This window comes from Haloterrigena salina JCM 13891 (genome assembly GCF_000337495.1).
In the GTDB taxonomy this organism is placed as follows: Archaea; Halobacteriota; Halobacteria; order Halobacteriales; family Natrialbaceae; genus Haloterrigena; species Haloterrigena salina.
Window position 1 is genome coordinate 176,471 of the sequence record NZ_AOIS01000067.1, and the last position, 18,044, is coordinate 194,514.

Consider the following 18,044-nt stretch of genomic DNA (forward strand, 5'->3'; position numbering starts at 1 on the left):
TAATTCTACTCCCGGGAGCGGCCGATTCAACCGCCGGCGATCGCACCGTTGACCCGCCGAACGCGTCCCATCAGGTGCAGGCATGTCGCACTCGTCGGTCGTCGCAATAGAGTCTACAACGGCCGAGTACACGACGACTCGACGAACGAGCGTGCCGACGACTGACGCAAACGAGTTCCGATGACTGATCAGGGTGCGAACCGAACAGGCGGGATGACGCGACGCGACCTGCTCGTCGCTCTCGGCGGGGCGAGCACGGCAACGATGGCGGGCTGTTCGACGACGCTCGGAACGGACGCGGGCTCGACGCTCCGCGTCGGAACGCTCCGGCCGCCGCTCTCTCTCGATCCGATCACCGCGCGGGCGATCGGTTCGGAGCAGGCGATCGATCGGATCTTCGAGGGGCTCTACGGCTACGGCGAGGAAACCGATATCGTTCCCGCGATCGCGGCCGGCGATCCGGAACTCGATAACGGCGGCCGGGAGGTCGTCGTCGAACTCGACGAGGGCGCGCGGTTTCAGAACGACCGAGCGGTGACCGCCGAGGACGTAGTTTACTCCTACACCGCGCCGCTCGAGGAGGACGCGCCGACGGAATGGCTGGTGAGCCCGTTCGAATCGGTCGAGGCCGACGGCGAGCACACCGTTCGGTTCACGCTGGCGGAGCCGTACCCGGCGCTCGAGCACGCGCTCACGCATCCGATCGTGCCCCGACAGGAGCGCGAGGACGATAAGGAGGCGTTCGCCGCGAACCCGATCGGCGCCGGCCCGTTCGAGGTGGCGTCGTTCAGCGCGGAGAAGAAGACCACGCTGCGGCGCTGGGACGACTACTGGGGCGAGACTCCGCCCGCGATCGATCGGCTCACGATGGTCTACGTCGAGTTTCCGGTGACCCAGCTGACCAGCCTCCGGACGAATCGCAACGATATGATCGAGCCGGTCTCGCCGCTGATCGTCGATCACGTCAGCGACGTCGCGAACGCGTCGGTGAAGCGCCGGCAGGGGTACACGTCGTTTTACTACGGGTTCAATCTGAACGAGGGGCCCACGACCGACCCGCGAGTCCGCGAGGCGATCAGCTACTGCATCGACCTCGAGAAGGCGGTCTCGGAGTTCATCGAGCCGATGGGCCAGCGCCAGTACGGCCCGCTGCCGCCGCCGGTCGCCGAGGAGTGGGACATGCCGACCGACGAGTGGGCGGAGCTCGCGAACGAGAAGAACCCCGAACGCGCACGCGACCTCTTTCGCGAGGCCGACGCGGCCAGCGGCCAGCTTCGCATCCTGACCTCGACGGATCCCAAACACAAGGAGTTCGGCGAGGCGCTCGCCGGCGGCCTCCGGGACGCCAGCCACGGCGCGCTCACCGTCTCGACGTCCGAAACGAAATTCCTCGAGCGACACGTCTCCGGCTCCGAGCGCGACTACTCGGTGTTCGTCGGGGAGATCACGGGCACACCCGATCCGGACACGCATCTCTATCCGACGTTCCACGAGAACATGACCGGCGTGACGAACGGGACCTTCTACCGCGAGGACGCGGTCATGGAACGACTCACGACGGCGCGAACGACGACGGATCGCGAGCAGCGACGCCGCCTCTACGAAACGGCGATCACCCGGTTGCTCGAGGATCGCGTCTGCCTGCCGATCTGCTCGTTCGAGAACAGCTTCGCCGTGGACGCGGGCGTCGAGAACTTTCGCGTCCACCCGATCGCGCGGGTCAATCCCCGGCTCGTGTGGGAAAATAGCGTCGTAACGGTGGAGTCGGGATCATGAGCGAAAACGGAGGCGACGGTTCGGAGGACGACGGCGGTAGCTTCGGCGTCGGAACGGCCGTCGCGCTGGGCGTCGGCGGCATCGTCGGCGGCGGGATCTACGCGGCGATCGGCATCGTCGTCGCCGCCGCCGGCGTCCTGACCTGGTTCGCCTACAGCCTCGCGACCGTCGTCGTCTGCTGCTGTGCGTACTCGTACGTCAAGCTCAACGACGCGACCGACAGCAACGGCGGCTCGGTCACCTACATCGAGGAACTGACGGGGAGATCGACGACCGCGGGCGTCGTCGGCTGGACACTCGTCGTCGGCTACATCGGAACGATGGCGATGTACGCCTACGCGTTCGGCATGTACGGCCAGATGCTGATCGGGTTCGAGTACGTCTGGGGGCTGCCGATCCGGCAGTTCCTCTCGGTCGGCGTGCTCGCGGTCTTCGTCGGGTTGAACCTCCTCGGCGCGGGCTCGTCGGCGGCGGTCGAGCGCTATCTCGTGTTCGTCCAGGCGGGGATCATCGCCGTCTTCGGCTTCGTCGGCCTCTGGTACGGCGCGGCGCACTTCCAGTTGCGGACCGGCTTCTCGCAACTCGGTCTCAACCCCGTCATCGCCGCCTCGGTCGGGTTCGTCTCCTTCGAGGGCTGGCAGCTGCTGTTCTACGATCAGGAGCAGTTCGACGATCCCGACGAGACCCTCGCGAAGGGCGTGGCCATCTCGATCCCGATCGCGGCCGCGATCTACATCCTCGTCGGGTTCGTCATCACGACGCTGTTGCCCGAAGAGGTCGTCACCGCCCAGCCCGAGCCGGCGCTGCTCTACGGCGCCCTCCTCATCTCGAAGTGGCTCGCGCTCGCGGTCGGGCTCGCCGGCCTCATCTCGACGGCCAGCGCGATCAACTCGACGCTGTTCAGCGAGGCCATCTTCGCCAAGAACCTGATCGACGACGACATCCTGCCCCACGAGATGGGCGATCCGGACGCCGACGCCGCGCCCAAGCGGACCGTGCTCGTCATCGGCGTCCTGACGGCCGCCTTCGCCGTCCTCGGGAGCCTCGAGGCCGTCGTGGAGTTCGCCTCGCTGGCCTTCATCGTCGTCTTCGGGACGATGTGCGCGCTCGCGCTGACGGTGCGCGATTCCGACGACGTCGACGTCAATCCGATTCCGCCGCTGGTCGGCGTGATCGGTTCAGCGGCGTTCTTCGTCATGCTGACGTGGTACCTCTACTCGCAGCTCCCCGCGGTCTTCTGGCTGGTCGTCGTCATCGCCGCGGCGGTCTTCGCGATCGAGGCGCTGTACTTCAAGCGGGAGACGCTCTCGGAAGGGGTTCGAACGGTCGAAAAACGGATCTAACCTTACGCCTTCGCCTGCCAGGTTCGAACCCGATCGGCGCTGACGCCGTCGACGTCCTCGGCGACCGCGTCCGGATCGGCCTCGGTCAGATCGTCCAGGCTCTCGATGCCCGCGTCCGCGAGTTTCTCGACGGTCTTGGCGCCGACGCCGTCCAGCGCCTCGAGGTCGGAGCCGGAGTCGCTCTCGCGGGCCTGGAACTCCTGGTAGTTACAGATCGGACAGCCCAGCTCCCAGGGATCGTCGCCGCTGTGGACGACGAGTTCGGGCAGGTCGTGTTCGTCGCAGCGCTCGTCGGTCACCTCGATATCGCCGCGCCGGGGCAGCGGCAGCGAGTACTCGCAGTCGGGGTAGCGCGTACAGCCAACCAGTCGAGAACCGCTCTCGAGGGTTTTGACGGCGAGTTCGCCGTCGTGTTCGTCTCCGCAGTCCGGACAGGCACCCAGCACGGGCCCCTCGCCGGCGTCTTCGGCCTTACAGAGCGGGCAGCCGTGGACGAACGTCTGCCGCCCGGCGAGCATCTTGACCTCGTTTAAGCCGTGTTCCTCGCACTCGCTCTCGAGAATCAGCGGCTTGCCCGTCGAGGGTAGCGGAAGCGTGTTCTCGCAGTCCGGATAGCCGTCGCAGCCGACGAAGTAGGAGCCGTGGCGGCTGCGCCGGACGAGCAGATCCTCGCCGCACTCGGGGCAGGGCCCCAGCCGCTTGTCGTCCTTGAGCGACTTGCGGAGGTGGTCGCCGATCTCGTCCCGGGAGTCGGCGAGGTTCGCGAAGATCTCTTCGAGCATCTCGCGGGACTCGTCGGTGACGTCGGCCAGCGTCGCCTCGCCGCTGGCGATGGCGTCCATGTCCTGCTCGAGCTGAGCGGTCATCTCCTCGCTGACGACGCGGTCGGCGTAGCTCTCGGCCGCGTCGACGACGGCCATCGCGAGCTTGGTCGGCCGCGGCGGATCGCTCTCGATGTAGCCCCGGTCGTACAGTTTCTCCAAGGTGTTGTGTCGGGTCGACTTCGTCCCGATCCCCATGTCCTCCATGGTCTCGATGAGCCGCGACTGGCCGTAGCGGCGGGGCGGCTGGGTCTCTTTCTCCTCGAGTTCGACGTCGGTCAGCGCGAGCTCCTCGCCCTCGGCGACGTCGGGGACGTAGTTCTCGGACGTGCTGAAGTACGGGTAGACGTCGTGGTAGCCGGGCTCGACGAGGCGCTTGCCGTTGGACTTGAGCCGGTAGTCGTCGACCTCGGTGACGACCTTGAGGTGCTCCCAGACGGCCGCGTCGGCGACGGTCGCGTAGAACCGCCGGACGACGAGCTCGAAGACCTCCCACTCGTCGTCGGAGACGTCCCCGCGGGTCGGAATCTCGCCGGTCGGGTGGATCGGCGGATGGTCGGTCGTCTCCTCGTCGCCCTCGGTGGGGACGATTTCGTCGGCCTCGAGGAGGCTCTCGGCCGAGTCGCCGAGCGTCGGGTGGCTGACGAAGTCGTCGAGCAGTTCCTCGGGATCTAAGTCGTCGGGGTAGACGGTGTTGTCCGTCCGCGGGTAGGTGATGTAGCCGGCGGTGTAGAGGTCCTCGGCGATCGACATCGCCCGCTTGGCGGAGTAGCCGAGGGCGCCGGCCGCGCGGATGAACTGGGTCGTGTTGAACGGCGTCGGCGGCGTGTCGGTCCGCGTCCGGCGGTTGACGTCGACGACGGTCGCCGAATCGCGCTCGGCCAGCGTCTCGTAGACCTCGTCGGCGACGGCCTCCTCCCAGACGCGCTCGGCCTCGTTGTCGTCCTCGTCGCGGTAGAAGTACTGGGCCTCGAACGTGGTCTCGTCCTTGGTTAAGTCGCCGAACAGCTCCCAGTAGATCTCGGGATCGAACGCCTGAATCTCGCGCTCGCGGTCGACGATCAGCTTCAGCGTCGGCGACTGCACTCGCCCGACCGAGATGAAGTCGTTGCCGAGCTGGCCCGCCGACAGCGAGAGGAAGCGGGTCAGCGCGGCACCCCAGATCAGGTCGATGATCTGGCGGGCCTCGCCCGCGGCCGCCAGATCGAAATCGAGGTCGTCCGGATCGTCGAAGGCGCTCTGGACCTCGTTTTCCGTGATCGAGGAGAACCGAACGCGGCGGATGGGGACCTCCTCGTCGACGTCGCGGACGATGTCGTAGGCCTCCTTGCCGATGAGTTCGCCCTCGCGGTCGTAGTCGGTCGCGATGGTGACGCGGGTGGCCTTGCGCGCGAGGATGCGCAGCGTCGCGACGATGTTCTCCTTCGTCGCCGTCTTCTCGACGTTCGCGTCGATGAGTTCGACAGGCTCGACGTCGCGCCAGTCCGAGTACTCGTCCGGGAAGTCGACGCCGACGACGTGGCCCGACAGCCCCACGCAGCGCTTGCCGCCCCACTCGTAGACGTTGACGCCGTTCTCGCGACTCGAGTCGTAGGTGCCGCCGGAGAGGATGTCGGCGATCCGTCGCGCGGCGTTGTCCTTCTCCGTGATTATCAGCTCCACGACGGCTCACCTCCTCGAGCGATCGATTCCGGTACGGACGGGCGAGTGTCCTGCATCGTCGCTCGCTACGACCGAGGATCTGATAACGCTTTCGCCGAAAACCGACCGACAGCGCGGGTGTGCGTGCGGTGTGCGCGGTCGTGCGGTCGCGTGTGCGCGAGGTGTCAGCGGGGATGCGACCACTCGAGGAGTCCGTTCCACTCCGCCGCGTGCGCCGATCGATCGGCCCCCTGTAACCGTCTGCAAAAGCCGCTCGGTGGAGTCGGTCGGCGTTCGGGCAGTCACCGATACCGACACCGACACCGACGAGGGTGCTCGATTCGCGAGCAAGCGGTCACAACGGGACGAACGGGAGCGTCGCCAGCGAGTCCGCGTCGTACGCGAGCGCTTCGGACTGGTCGACGTCCGGCGGCGTCAGGAGGTCGACGATTCGCGGCGCGTTCTCGACCGCGTCTTCGCGCGCGCCGCCGAAGACGTAGCCCTCGGCCTCGACGCCGACGGCGCGGAACGTCCCGCGGTCCTCGGAGCCGACCACGGGGACGACCTCGGCGTTCGCGATATCAACGCCGAGCGCGTCCTTCGCGACCGAGAGAACGGCCGTATCGCCCTCGAAGTCGACGATAGTCGTCGGCGATCCGAGGTCGGTCCCGGCCGCGTCGACGACGCTCGAGCCGAAGCCGCTGGCGGCGACGCGGTAGTGCCAGTCGTCGTCGAACGCGGCGGTGACCTCCAGGTCGCCGAGTTCGGTGGACCGACCGCCGTCTGCGGACGGGTCTCGGAGATAGACCGCGAAGTAGTGGGGCGAGAACTCCCCGCCGAAGGTGTCGTAGAGCTCCTCGACTTCGAAGGCGAACCGATACGCGTCGCCGGCCTCGTAGACGGCGAACGAGCGCAGGTCGAACGCGCCCTCCCGGAAGTCGTCGCTGGTCGGGTAGGTGTACTCGCCGGGGCCGTGGTCGTCGCCGGCCGGGTCGTCGAACTCGGCGACGAGGTCGCCGGGAGCGACGGTGACCGTTTCGGACGCGAGGACGGTCCCGTCGTCCGGGTCGCGCAGGACGACGTCGTACGTGCCGATCGACGCGATCGCGTAGCCGAGTTCGACGGTCTCGTCGGTCGCACCGGGCGAGAGTCGCACGTTGTCGACGGTCTCGCGCTCGCCGTCGATCCCGATCGCGATCGTCGTCCCGCCGACGAAATCGCCGTCGTTCGAGCCGGTGGCCGTAATGAACGGCTCGCCGAGCCCCGCCTGATCGTCGATCTCGTAACGCACGTCCTGGGAAGGGCGCTCGTAGGTCGGGAGCTCCTCGCGTTCCTCGCCCGTCGCGGGACGGAGTCGGATCGCCGTTCCGCCGCTGCGGGCCATCGACGCGAGGACCGTCGCGCTCGGATCGACGACGGCCTCGTCGATCCTGACGGTCTCGGGATCGGACTCGTAGCCGCCGCCGAGGCCGTCCGAGTAGATCTCGGCGACGTACTTGGGGCCCTTGGGATCGTTGGCGCTGCCGTTCGAGCCCGTTCCGCGGCCCTGATCGCCCGAACTCCCCGGCGCGAGGAACTCGAGCGGCACGTCGACCGCGCGGCCGCCCTCGTCGGTCATCGCGCCGACGTACCACTCCTCGCCCTTTCGGCGGGCGGTGACGACGTAGTCGCCGATCTCGCTATCGACGACGTTCGTCTCGTCCCAGCCGGCCGCGGGAACGCTCTCGATGAACTCGAAGGCGGGTTTCGCGTCGAAGTTCTCGTTCTCGGGCGTGTAGCCCTCGTACTCGGCCGGGACCGGAGACGGCGCGTCTGGTTCGCTGACCCCGATCGTGTTGAGGTTGAAGCCGCCGACGTCGCCCTCGAACTCCTCGCCATCGTCGTACTGCAGTTCGATCGCGATCTCGTTGTCGCCGTCCTCGAGGTCGATCTCCGTCGTGAAGACCTCCCACTGGTCCCAGTAGCCGGTGAAGTCGGGGTTGACGGTCGTCGTCTCGCCGTTGACGCGCAGCGTCGCCTGGGTTTCGCCGGCCTCGACGACTCGCTGGGCGTTATCCTCGGGTGCTGCTGCGTATCGGAGGTGGAGTTCGTGCGTACCCGCGTCGGCGTCTTCGACGGTGAAGGAGACCGACGACCCCGACGGGACGCGATTGGGGTCGACCGCGACGTAGTTCGTCCCGAAGGCGTTTCGCCACTCGTCTAACGTGACGAAGCCGTCGATGTCGCCCGAGGCGGCCTGCAGACACTCGCCGACAGCGAGGGTCTCGTCGACGTAGGCCTCGACGCGGTCGGCGACCATCTGCAGCCCGCTCAGGTAGTTCGGGTACAGGGCGAGCTGTTTCGCCCGCGTCGTCTGGATCTGCCCGCCCCGGTCGTCGTTGAACGTGATATCGAAGATTCCGGGCTGGTAGCTGACCGGGCCGGCCAGATTCCGCGTGAACGGCAGCGTGACGTGGTGGTCCGGATCGACGTCGGCGCTCAACTGCTCGAAGCCGTCGTACTCCTGGGCCTTGACGACCTCGCGGTTGGCCACGTTGGGGTAGGTCCGGATCTCCCCGGTCGGCTTGATCCCCTCGTGGATCTCGAGCAGTTGGCGGTTCGCGGCGGCGGCTTCGATGACGAGTCGATGGTGATTGATCGCGAGCTGGTTGTGCTGATTGTGCGTCGGCTCGGAGCCGTCGCCATCGATCCCCAGCCCTTCGTCGGAGACGTAGCCGTTCTTGATCGAGTGAATGCCGACGTCCTCGTACTGCCGGAAGATGTCGTCCTCGAGGATCTGGTCCTCGTAGTGGGGCAGCGCGCCCGCGGTCTCGTTGTGGATCGTCATCTCCACGTCGGACTCGAGCGAGCGCCCGAAGTCGGTCACCTCGCGGACGTCGAAGTCGGGGTAGGAGTCGTCGACGCCGAACTCGAGTCCGGTACCGTCGCCGGGATAGGTGTCCCAACCCTCATTCCATCCCTCGACGAGGACGCTGTCGAGACCGTTCTCCGCGGCGAAGTTCATGTACCGCTTCATCCGTTCGGTCCGGGCGCCGTGGACGTATCCCGCCGCCTCCTCGGGGCTCTCGAACGAGTCGTCCGGACGGTACTCCCAGTTTGCGGAGCCGGCGATCATCGTCCACCAGATGCCGACGTACTTTCGCGGCTCGATCCAGTCGATGTCTGGCTCGCCGTCGACGGTCGGCATGGCCGACTCCTTCAGGTCGGCGCTCAACAGCGGGATCAGCTCCGACTCGATCAGATCGCCCGGCCGGCGGCCGATCTGGATCGTCCGCCACGGCGTCGCGTTTGGGAGTTCCAGCGACGCTTTCGTCCCGTCCGGCAGCGGCGTGAGCTCCGTGACGAGCTCCGTCCCGCCCTCGTCGGATCGCGGCGCGAGCGTCGCGGCCGCGTAGTCCTCGAGGTCCGCCTCGTGAACGCTCAGGTAGACGTCGCCGTCGCCTGCTTCGACGGTCAGCGGCGTGTGCGCGCCGTTTCGCATCGGCGTCCCCGTGGGCCGAGTCTCCCGCGAGCCGCCGGGAATCTCGCTGAGCGGCGTCTCCTCGTACTCCTGTTCGAACCGGGGGTTGGTGACTTCGTTTCGGATCCACCAGGCGGTGTCATCGTCGGCGAACGCGAACGCGGTGTTCTCCGACGTGACGACGGCCCGTCCGCTGTTGCTCGCGAAACTGTCACCGAACACGACTCGGAGGCCGACCCCGTCGTCGAAGACGCGGACCTCGAGGTTCGCCGACCGGTCCGGTTCGGCCGTCTCCTCGAGTCCGACGATCAGCGCGTTGTACTCGGCGCTCACGCGGTCGTACGAGCCCCAGACGGGCTCCCAGACCTCCGTTTCCGACGCGCGCTCGCTTCCGATGACCGCGACCTCGGAACCGGTCGTGCCGTCCGCGCTCGCTCCGAACGACGACTGGTTCCGGAAGTCGAATCCGATCGGTGACGGCTCGAGATAGGTCGTACCGTCGACCGCCACCGCGTAGCGCGGGGTCCCGTCGGAGACGTCGACGGTCACCTCGACGGTGCCGTCCGGCGAACTGACGCGCTGGACTGCGTCGTCGTCGCCGTTCGCGACTCGCGCCGCCGCGCGTTCGGGGACGGCTCGCGTGTACGCTGCCGCGGCCGCGAGTCCCGTTACACCGCCGAGGAACTGACGGCGACTCGAACGAGAGAACGATTGTTGTAAATGTTCTTCAGGCATCCAAATAGTGCCTGTCACACCCTCGCACATAAATGTAAGGGACATTCACAACAACCGTACTCCATATTTCGGCCCGCGAGTCCGAACCGTTTCGAACCGCGGACGCGCGAGTTCCAGCCCCGTGGAGTCGGCAACCCGTTCGCGGGAGGCGAGCGCTTTTCACTCGAGCGAGCGAGACTCGCACGGAAAGACAGTGGCAGAGACGGACTCGCAACCGGAGCGCAAGCGCGTCGACATGACGACGGGGGCGATCCCCCCGAAGCTCGCCCGCCTCGCGTGGCCGCTGGTCCTAGGGAACCTCCTCCAGACCGTCTACAACCTCGCGGATATGTTCTGGGTCGGCCGCGTCAGCAGCGACGCCGTCGCCGCCGTCTCGCTGATGTTCCCCCTCTCCTGGCTGTTCGTCTCGACGGCGATCGGGATCACGGCGGCGACCATCGCCCTGGTCTCCCAGCACGTCGGCTCCGGGAACGACCGGATGGCCGACCGCGTGGTCGCCCAGACGATCCTGCTGACGCTGGCGGTCTCGGGCGTCCTCGCCGCGGTCGGACTGGTCTTTCGCCGCCCGCTGCTCGAGCTGATCGGCGCCCGCGGGCCGGTGTTCGCCGAGGCACTGGCGTACATCGAGGTCATCTTCCTCGCCTTACCGCTGACGTTCCTCTTCTTCGCGTTCCGGTCGTCCCTGCAGGGCGCGGGCGACACGAAGACGGCGATGTGGCTCGTCGTCGTCTCGGCCGGCGTCAACGTCGTCCTCGATCCGTTCCTCATCCTCGGCTGGGGGCCGTTCCCGGCGTGGGGGACCCGCGGCGCCGGCGTCGCGACGTTCCTCTCTCGCGGGATGGCCGCCGCCGCGGGGATCTACATCCTGCTCGACGGAAGCTTCGGCGTTCGCCTCCGACTCGAGGATCTCGCGCCCAACGTCGACGTTCTGAGACGGCTCGTCGACGTCGGCTACCCGTCGACGATCGACGGCTGGGCCCGCAGTTTCGCCTCGGTCGCGATGGCCGGACTGGTCGCCCGCTTCGGCGCGACGCCGACCGCGGCCTACGGGATCGGCGTCCGGTTGATGTCCGTGACGTGGGCGGTCGCCGGCGCCGTCGGCAACGCGACCGCGACCGGCGTCGGACAGAATCTCGGCGCGGAGACGCCCGAGCGTGCGGCGGCCGTCGCGCGGACCGCGACCGCGGGGACGATGGTCCTGATCGGCGCCGTCGCCGCGGTCCTGATCGCGTTTCCGGCCCAGGCCATGCGGCTCTTCGTCGCCGACCCCGACGTGATCGCCGAGGGCGTCGTCTTCCTGCGAATTATGGCGCCGTTCTGGACCCTCTTCGCGGGCGTCATGGTCGTCCAGGGCGCCTTCCGCGGCGCCGGCAACACGCGGGAAGCGATGGTGCTCTCGTTCCTCTCGCAGTGGATCTTTCGGGTCCCCGTCGCGCTCGTGCTGGCGTTCGCGTGGACGGTGACCGTTCCCGTCCTCGGCCTCGAGATCGGCGGGCTCGACTGGGGAATCGAGGGGATCTGGTGGGCGTACTCGTTCGGCATGGTCGCCTCGTTCGTCGTCGCCGTCGCCTGGTTCCGGCTGGGAACGTGGCGCGAGGGCGTCATCGACGACGAGGGTGACGGATCCGACGAGGCCGCGACTCGAGACGAACCGGCGACGGGTGAGAGCGATCCGGAGCTGACCGACGACTGAGACCGTTCGAGACGAACGCGGGGCGTCAGGGAGCCACCACCCTGTATCGCAGGCACCTCCCGCGACTGGAAGAAACGTGTGCTCCAACTGGAGACGATTCGGAGCGAGGTACCCCGAGAGCTCCCGGCCGAGTGCGGAACCGACCCGCTCCCCTCGAGAAAGTCCGGACAGCCCGTAGACGACACGGGAACGGCGATCGAGAGGAAAGCGCGACTATCCTCCGTAACCCACCCGGCTGTCAGTGTTCGGGTGAACTGGGACGACGGCAGCCCCGATCCCACGATTAATCACTGAAATTCGCCCGTGACACGTCTGCAAACTGAATATTCGTGGTCCCATCACGATAGACTTTTCACCACATGGTGCTACCACCAAGTTGTATGAGCGAATTCGAGCAGTTCAGTCAGGTGGGAGAGGCAGACGTTACCCGCGCGATCGGACAGGAGTGGACCGAGGAGTTCATGGACTTCTCGGACTCGGACGTCATCATCGTGGGCGGCGGGCCCTCGGGGCTGACGGCCGCGAAGGAACTCTCCGAGCGCGGCGTCAAGACGATGGTCGTCGAGAAGAACAACTACCTCGGCGGCGGCTTCTGGCTCGGTGGCTTCCTGATGAACAAGGTCACCGTCCGCGACCCCGCCCAGCAGATCCTCGACGAACTCGACGTCTCGCACAAACAGTCCGAGGACAGCGAGGGGCTCTACATCGCCAACGGTCCGGAGGCCTGTTCCGGACTCATCAAGGCCGCCTGCGACGCCGGCGCGAAGATGCAGAACATGACCGAGTTCACGGACATCGTCATCCGCGAGGACCACAAGGTCTCGGGGATCGTCATGAACTGGACGCCGGTCCACGCGCTGCCCCGCGAGATCACTTGCGTCGACCCGATCGCCGTCGAGGCCGATCTGGTCATCGACGCGACGGGCCACGACGCGATGGCCGTCAAGAAACTCGACGAGCGCGGCGTCCTCGACGCCCCCGGCATCGCCGACGCCAAGGAATCCGCGACGGGCATGGACCAGACCGGCGACGACAGCTACGGCGCGCCCGGCCACGACTCGCCCGGTCACGACTCGATGTGGGTCGGCAAGTCCGAGGACGCCGTCGTCGAGCACACCGGTCTCGTCCACGACGGCCTGATCGCCACGGGGATGGCCACCGCGACGACCTACGGCCTGCCGCGAATGGGTCCGACCTTCGGCGCCATGCTCGTCTCCGGCAAGCGCGCCGCCCAGGTCGCGCTCGACGAACTCGAGGTCGACGCCGAACCCGTCGACATCACCTCGCGCGCGGCGACGCCGGCCGACGACTAACCGTCCCCTGCGAACATCGTATTTTTCGGCCGTATCGACGCTCGCCCAGTCGTTGGTACAGCCGGCGGATAGGGGTTCTTCGCAGTGCTCGCAGCCGTCTCTCGGCTGGGAGTTCCACCCAACATAACGGTAGTCGGGTTTCGATTTCGGCGACGTGTCGCCGCCTCCGAGCCCTTCATCCGCCAGCGCTGGAGTGCTCGTTCGCTTGAGGCCACCAAACTCGCCGTCGACCGCAACTGTTTCATCGGTGGTACAACTACGTTGTATATGGTCGATACCGTCGTCTGCTATCGCGCTCCCTCGACCGTCGCCGACAGCGAGGCGTCTTCGACGCCTCGAACTGACGACGGAGTCGTCAACGTCGACGCGATCGGCGACTGGCTCGAGGCTCGCATCGACGCCTCGGTCTCGGTCCGCGACCGGTTCCTCGACGTCCACCGGAGCGACGACCTCGCCGAGCGGTTCGCCGAGGCGCGAGTCCCCTCGCCGTACGAGCGCGAGACCGGCAATACGATGCTCGGCACGATCCGCTACGAGGAACGGGCCCTCGAACACCCCGAGCGCGAGGGCGGGGTCCTCTATGACGGCGCGCAGATCCAGCGGGCGCTCAACAGCGCGCTCCCGGCGGCCGAACGGGACCTCGAGACGCTCCACGTCGCGATTCTGGACCGCGCGATCGGTACCTGGGGCGACCACGACGGCCGCTGGCACAAGCGCGTGACCGTCCCCGGCCAGCCCGCGCTGGTGTCGGTGCCGGGACTCTACGAGGCGCCCGCCAAGCCCGAAGAATACTACAAGGAGAAACAGCGTCACGCGCTCCTCGCCGGCGACGCGCCGCCACGAGAGGTCCTCGAGAATCAGGTCGAGGGCGAGTTCCTGGTCGAGAACGATCCGCGAACGACGGACGCGCTGAAGGGGTACGTCCTGCAGGCGTACCACTACCTCGAGACGGGCGAGGCCTTCTGCGACCGGGAGGGCTGTCGCCTCTACAACGCCCACTACCACGAGGACCTGATCGAGGCGCAGTTGCGCGAGCCGGCGTTCTGTACGGCACACGCCCGCCTGTACGAACAGCGAGAGGCGTGAGCGGCCGTCCCGCTACGAAGCGCGAGAGTGCCGCTTGGAATTGCCAGAACCGCAGTCCTCTTTTGTGACAGCCGACTTCGACAACGTACAATGAGTGCTCCGTTTACCGTCTCGGTTCCCGTCCGGTATCGCGATCTCGATCCGCTGGACCACGTCAATCACGCCGTCTTCGCGACCTACCTCGAGATCGCGCGCACCGACTACCTGGAATCGGTCGTCGACATCCCCGCCGAAGAGATCTCCTTCGTTATCGCGAACCTCGAGATCGACTACGAGCGGCCGATCGTCAAGGGCGACGATCCCGAGGTCTCCCTCCGCGTCTCGCGTCTGGGCGACTCGAGTTGCACGATGACCTACGAGATCCGCGTCGGCGACGACGTCGCCGCGACGGCGGAGACGACCATGGTCCACATCGACCCCGAGACGAAACGACCCGCTCCGTTCCCCGACGAGATCCGCGAGCCGATCGCGGCGTACGAGGGCCTCGAGACGACGGTCTGAGCCGACGCGCAACGGGCGACGCCGTGATCGCTCAGTCGACCCCGAGCGACGCCGTCCGTCACTCGAGTTTCCCGCCGGTCAGTCGCACGACGCCGAAGACGTGGCGCTCGTCGGCGACGGCCGTCGACCGCTCGCGGAGGCGCGCGTGGCCCGCTCGGATCTTCTCGTCTAACCGTCGGTGCGGATCGTCCTCGTAGCGCAGCTTCGTCGTCGGCGGCGTCGAGAGGACGACGATCGCCCGGAAGACCGCGTTGACCGCCGGCGCGTACCACTCCCGGCTCGAGGCGGCGTTGGCGAGGACGACGTGACCGCCGGGGCCGACGAGATCGCACCAGTCGTCGACCGCGCCCGCGGGATCGGCGAGCATGCCGACGACGAACGTCGCGAGGATCGCGTCGACGTCCGAACCAGCGGCCAGCGGCGGTTGCGTCGCGTCGCCTCGAACCACGTGGACGTTGTCGTACTCGGCCGTCAGCTCCCGGGCCCGCTCGAGCACCGGCCCGGTGAAATCGATCCCGACGACGGTCCCCTCGGGACCGACCCGCTCGCGCAGGTACGTGAGGTTCGCGCCCGTCCCACAGCCCATCTCGACGACGGTGTCGCCGGGCTCGAGTCGGCAGGCGGCGGCCCCGCGCCGTCGCAGCTTCGGAATACCGGGGGTTCGACGCGCGACGAGATCGTAGAGGTCGGCCCACCGGCCGTAGAACTCCCGTGCGCTCTCGGCGTCGGTCTCCTCGCGCAGCGTTCGGAGCCGCGAGCGCAGGCCCGCCATCTCAGATCAGCGCGCGAACCGTGTCCGCGACCGATTCGGCGTCCGGCCCCAGCACGTAGATCAGCGGCTCGATCCCCATGCCGCCGGTCTGGTAGAGCACCGTCGCCTCGGGTTCGTCCTCGATCGCGGCGCCCACGCTCGAGGCGACGTCGCTGGATTCATCGAACTCGGCGGTCACGTGGCCCTGCTCGGTCAGTTCCGCGAGGAGGTCCGGATCGTAGCGGATATTGATCGCCGCCGACGCGTTCGCCCCGTGCTCGCGCGCGGCCAGCAGGACGCTCGCGACGTGTTCGGAGACGCCGAACTCGGGGTCGGACGGCACCGTCGCCTGCCCCTTGACGTCGAAGATCCGGCCGGGGACGCCGGCGACGTCGTCGACGTCGTCCGCGTCGGGCGTGCAGGCGACCAGATTGGCACCGACCGCCGGGATCAGGGTCGCGAAGCCGCCCGCGTTCTCGAGGATGCGCAGCCCGCGGCGCAGCGACGAGAGGACGCGTTCGCTGGTCCGCAGGTCGTTTTCGGGGTCGTGAACGCGGAAGCTCGCGCCGTGGTCGGCGAGTTCCGGGACGGCGTCCTCGTGGAGCTGAGCCAGGAGATCGCCGCCGCTCTCGAGGTCGCGAACGAGGACTTCGATCTCGATCAGTGCCTGGACGGGCGTGACGTCGCCGGCCGCGAGCCCGTCGGCGAGTTCGGAGACGAGCGCCTCGACGCGCTCGTCGTCGGCGATGCGTTCGTTGGTGGTGACGTCGCCGTGGGCGTACTTCGAGACGGCGCTCTGGCTGATGCCGAGCACGTCGGCGACCTCGCTCTGGGTGAGTCCGCGGTCGCGGAGTTCCCCGGCGAGCAGCGAGCGTATCGTCGGGAGGAACTCGTCCACGACGATTTCTTCGACGAATTGCATTTGCGATCCCTACGTCCGCCGGCGGAATAACTTGTGGGTCACGGACCCGGTATGCGCCTGTGAGACACGGATCGACTGCAGAACGGTGACCGGTCCACTGCGGTGGCGCGCGCTGTGCCGCGGTGAACATGCGAGGCGCGAGGGAACCGAGCGCCTCGAGAAACGAGCGGGGACCGAAGTGACCCGCGAGTAACTGGTGAACCGCGGTACAAACGCGTGCGAGGGATGAGTGAGTGAACGAAGCGAACGAGCGAATCGGGTGGGGAGGGTGTGGTAATCCCCGTTGCCACGATAGCAGGGGTACTCGTGGCGGTAATCTCACCGATACGACGGACGGACCGTTCTCTATCGGTATCGCACGGAATACGGTATCGAACCCGAACTACTCGCGCTCGAGTTGATCGCCGCCGAACTCGTGGTCGCTCTGGATCCGGGAGGCCTGCGGGCCGTCCTGGTCCTGGTACTTCGAGCCGCGCTCGCTGCCGTAGGGGCGCTCGGCCTCGGTCTTCAGTTCGGTGAACGTCAGCTGGGAGATCCGCATCCCGGGCGTGAGCGCGACGGGCGCGGTGCCGAGGTTCGACAGCTCGAGGGTGATCTGACCGCGGTAGCCGGGATCGCACAGCCCCGCCGTCGCGTGGACGACCACGGCGAGCCGACCAAGGGACGACCGGCCCTCGACGTGGGCGATCAGGTCCGGCGGGATCTCGACGCGCTCGTGGGTGGTCCCGAGCACGAAGTCGCCGGGATGCAGGATGAAGTCGTCGCCGTCCTCGACGATGGTCTCGGTGACGTACTCGTCGACCTCCTGTTCCGAATTCGGATGGATGCAGGGGATGTTCGTCCGCTGGAACTCGAGGAACTCTCGGCCGAGTCGGAGGTCGATGCTCGCGGGCTGGATCTGCAACTCGGGGTCGTCGAGGGGGTCGACGACGAGGTCGCCGGCCTCGAGTCGCTCGAGGATGTCCGCGTCGGAGAGGATCATATCGAGTAGGGGCGTCCCACGGGTTCCTAAATCACCCGATCCGATTCGGCGGCCCCTGGACGAGTGACGGAAATCAGAACTGTCTCGATTCAGAATAACTACAAGAATACTTTCTCGGTCGCGGCCCGAATCAATTAGTAGGTGGTGCCCCGAACAGGTTTCCATGGAGGGGAAACAGGAGCGGTTCAACGGCGATGCACGGATCTTGCATCAGCGAGCGGTCAGAATCCCGCTACCCGACGACGAGGCCGAGCGAGTCTTTCACGAGAACATGCGAACCATCGCGGAGGCCCACGAGCGGAAGGCGGACCTGCTCGCCGATCCGGACGTCCCGTTGCTCACCGCCTACGACGAGGAGTACGCACACGCCGCCGAGAGTTTCGAGCGGCGACTGCGACAGGTTGCGGGCGACGACTACGAGGAGGTCGCGATGGCGTACTTTCGGGGCGACCGCGACGACCGGGTCGCGAAGATCGCCGCGTACTACGTCGAGGGGGGGTGGCGGGTCCAGCAGTGGGCCACCGTCACGGAGATGGTGTACGCCCCGCTGATCCTTCGCTATCCGGACAGCTTCACGGTGAACGTTCGCTTCGCCGGCGGCTACACCACGTCGGCGGCGGTCTACTACGAGTCGCCGGAACACTGCTCGGAGGAGTTGGCCGACGAACACGCCGAGACGTACTACGAGGAGAGCCAGTACACGCAGCGACAGGCGGCGGAGTACGCCCGGGGGACCGCGGACCTCATTCGCGAGGAGTTCCCGGATCCCGACGAGACTCCCTTCGAGGAACGCAAGTACGGCGGCGTGGCCTTGGCGGGGGGACGACAGGGATCGGTTTTCTCGGAGCTCTCCAAGCGCGTCGCGCCCGATCCCGACCGGTTCTCCGAGTCGGTTTCGAAACCGACGCTCGTCGAAACGGGGCCGGAGGCCCGGCGAACCGAGTCCGAGCTCGGCCTCGAGCGGGAGATCGTCCGCTGATCGCGATAGTCAGGGCTAAAGGCGTTCCCGTCCTCTCCTCG

At 67.3% G+C, this 18,044-nt stretch carries 12 protein-coding genes; 7 read left to right on the forward strand and 5 right to left on the reverse strand.

Annotated elements, in window-relative coordinates; translation table 11 throughout:
• Positions 1-180 precede the first annotated feature (180 nt).
• Together C477_RS21655 and C477_RS21660 are read left to right on the forward strand one after the other, a co-directional pair.
• Positions 181-1,776 carry an ABC transporter substrate-binding protein gene (locus C477_RS21655; protein ID WP_239641916.1) on the forward strand — a complete coding sequence of 532 codons (1,596 nt, stop codon included), beginning with the start codon at positions 181-183 and terminating at the stop codon, positions 1,774-1,776.
• On the forward strand, positions 1,773-3,119 hold the full coding sequence (locus tag C477_RS21660) for an APC family permease (RefSeq protein WP_008896715.1): 1,347 nt from the start codon (positions 1,773-1,775) through the stop codon (positions 3,117-3,119). Before C477_RS21655 ends, C477_RS21660 begins: the two co-directional genes overlap by 4 nt.
• 2 nt (positions 3,120-3,121) lie before the next feature.
• Here C477_RS21660 and C477_RS21665 read toward each other — a convergent pair whose 3' ends face one another.
• Positions 3,122-5,602: a DNA topoisomerase I gene (locus tag C477_RS21665; RefSeq protein WP_008896716.1), complete on the reverse strand. Its 2,481-nt coding sequence runs from the start codon at positions 5,600-5,602 to the stop codon at positions 3,122-3,124.
• A gap of 334 nt (positions 5,603-5,936) precedes the next feature.
• The gene (locus tag C477_RS21670) at positions 5,937-9,776 is read right to left on the reverse strand and encodes a glycoside hydrolase family 97 catalytic domain-containing protein (protein WP_008896717.1); all 3,840 of its coding nucleotides are present in this window, start codon (positions 9,774-9,776) and stop codon (positions 5,937-5,939) included.
• Positions 9,777-9,969: 193 nt separating this feature from the next.
• Between C477_RS21670 and C477_RS21675 the strand changes: the two genes are divergently transcribed.
• The 4 genes from C477_RS21675 to C477_RS21690 all read left to right on the forward strand — a co-directional run bounded on the left by C477_RS21675 (position 9,970) and on the right by C477_RS21690 (position 14,369).
• Complete coding sequence (locus tag C477_RS21675) at positions 9,970-11,469, forward strand: MATE family efflux transporter (RefSeq protein ID WP_008896718.1); 1,500 nt, start codon at positions 9,970-9,972, stop codon at positions 11,467-11,469.
• Positions 11,470-11,849: 380 nt separating this feature from the next.
• Positions 11,850-12,782, forward strand: coding sequence for a sulfide-dependent adenosine diphosphate thiazole synthase (locus tag C477_RS21680; protein ID WP_008896719.1), 933 nt, complete (start codon positions 11,850-11,852; stop codon positions 12,780-12,782).
• Between the two features lie 267 nt (positions 12,783-13,049).
• Entirely contained in the window at positions 13,050-13,868 is an 819-nt protein-coding gene (locus C477_RS21685) for a DUF7001 family protein (protein ID WP_008896720.1), read from the forward strand.
• Between the two features lie 90 nt (positions 13,869-13,958).
• On the forward strand, positions 13,959-14,369 hold the full coding sequence (locus C477_RS21690; RefSeq protein WP_008896721.1) for an acyl-CoA thioesterase: 411 nt from the start codon (positions 13,959-13,961) through the stop codon (positions 14,367-14,369).
• Positions 14,370-14,427: 58 nt separating this feature from the next.
• Here the strand turns inward: C477_RS21690 and C477_RS21695 are convergent, their stop codons facing one another.
• From C477_RS21695 to dcd, 3 genes are all read right to left on the reverse strand, one after another.
• Complete coding sequence (locus C477_RS21695) at positions 14,428-15,141, reverse strand: class I SAM-dependent methyltransferase (protein ID WP_008896722.1); 714 nt, start codon at positions 15,139-15,141, stop codon at positions 14,428-14,430.
• Between the two features lies 1 nt (position 15,142).
• A complete protein-coding gene (locus C477_RS21700; RefSeq protein ID WP_008896723.1) occupies positions 15,143-16,042 on the reverse strand; it encodes a thiamine-phosphate synthase family protein in 900 nt (299 codons plus the stop codon).
• A 382-nt stretch (positions 16,043-16,424) separates the two neighbouring features.
• Positions 16,425-17,024, reverse strand: coding sequence for a dCTP deaminase (gene dcd / locus C477_RS21705; protein WP_008896724.1), 600 nt, complete (start codon positions 17,022-17,024; stop codon positions 16,425-16,427).
• 163 nt (positions 17,025-17,187) lie between these two features.
• On the opposite strand from dcd, the gene C477_RS21710 reads away from it, so the two are divergent.
• Entirely contained in the window at positions 17,188-18,003 is an 816-nt protein-coding gene (locus C477_RS21710) for a hypothetical protein (RefSeq protein ID WP_008896725.1), read from the forward strand.
• Positions 18,004-18,044 lie beyond the last annotated feature (41 nt).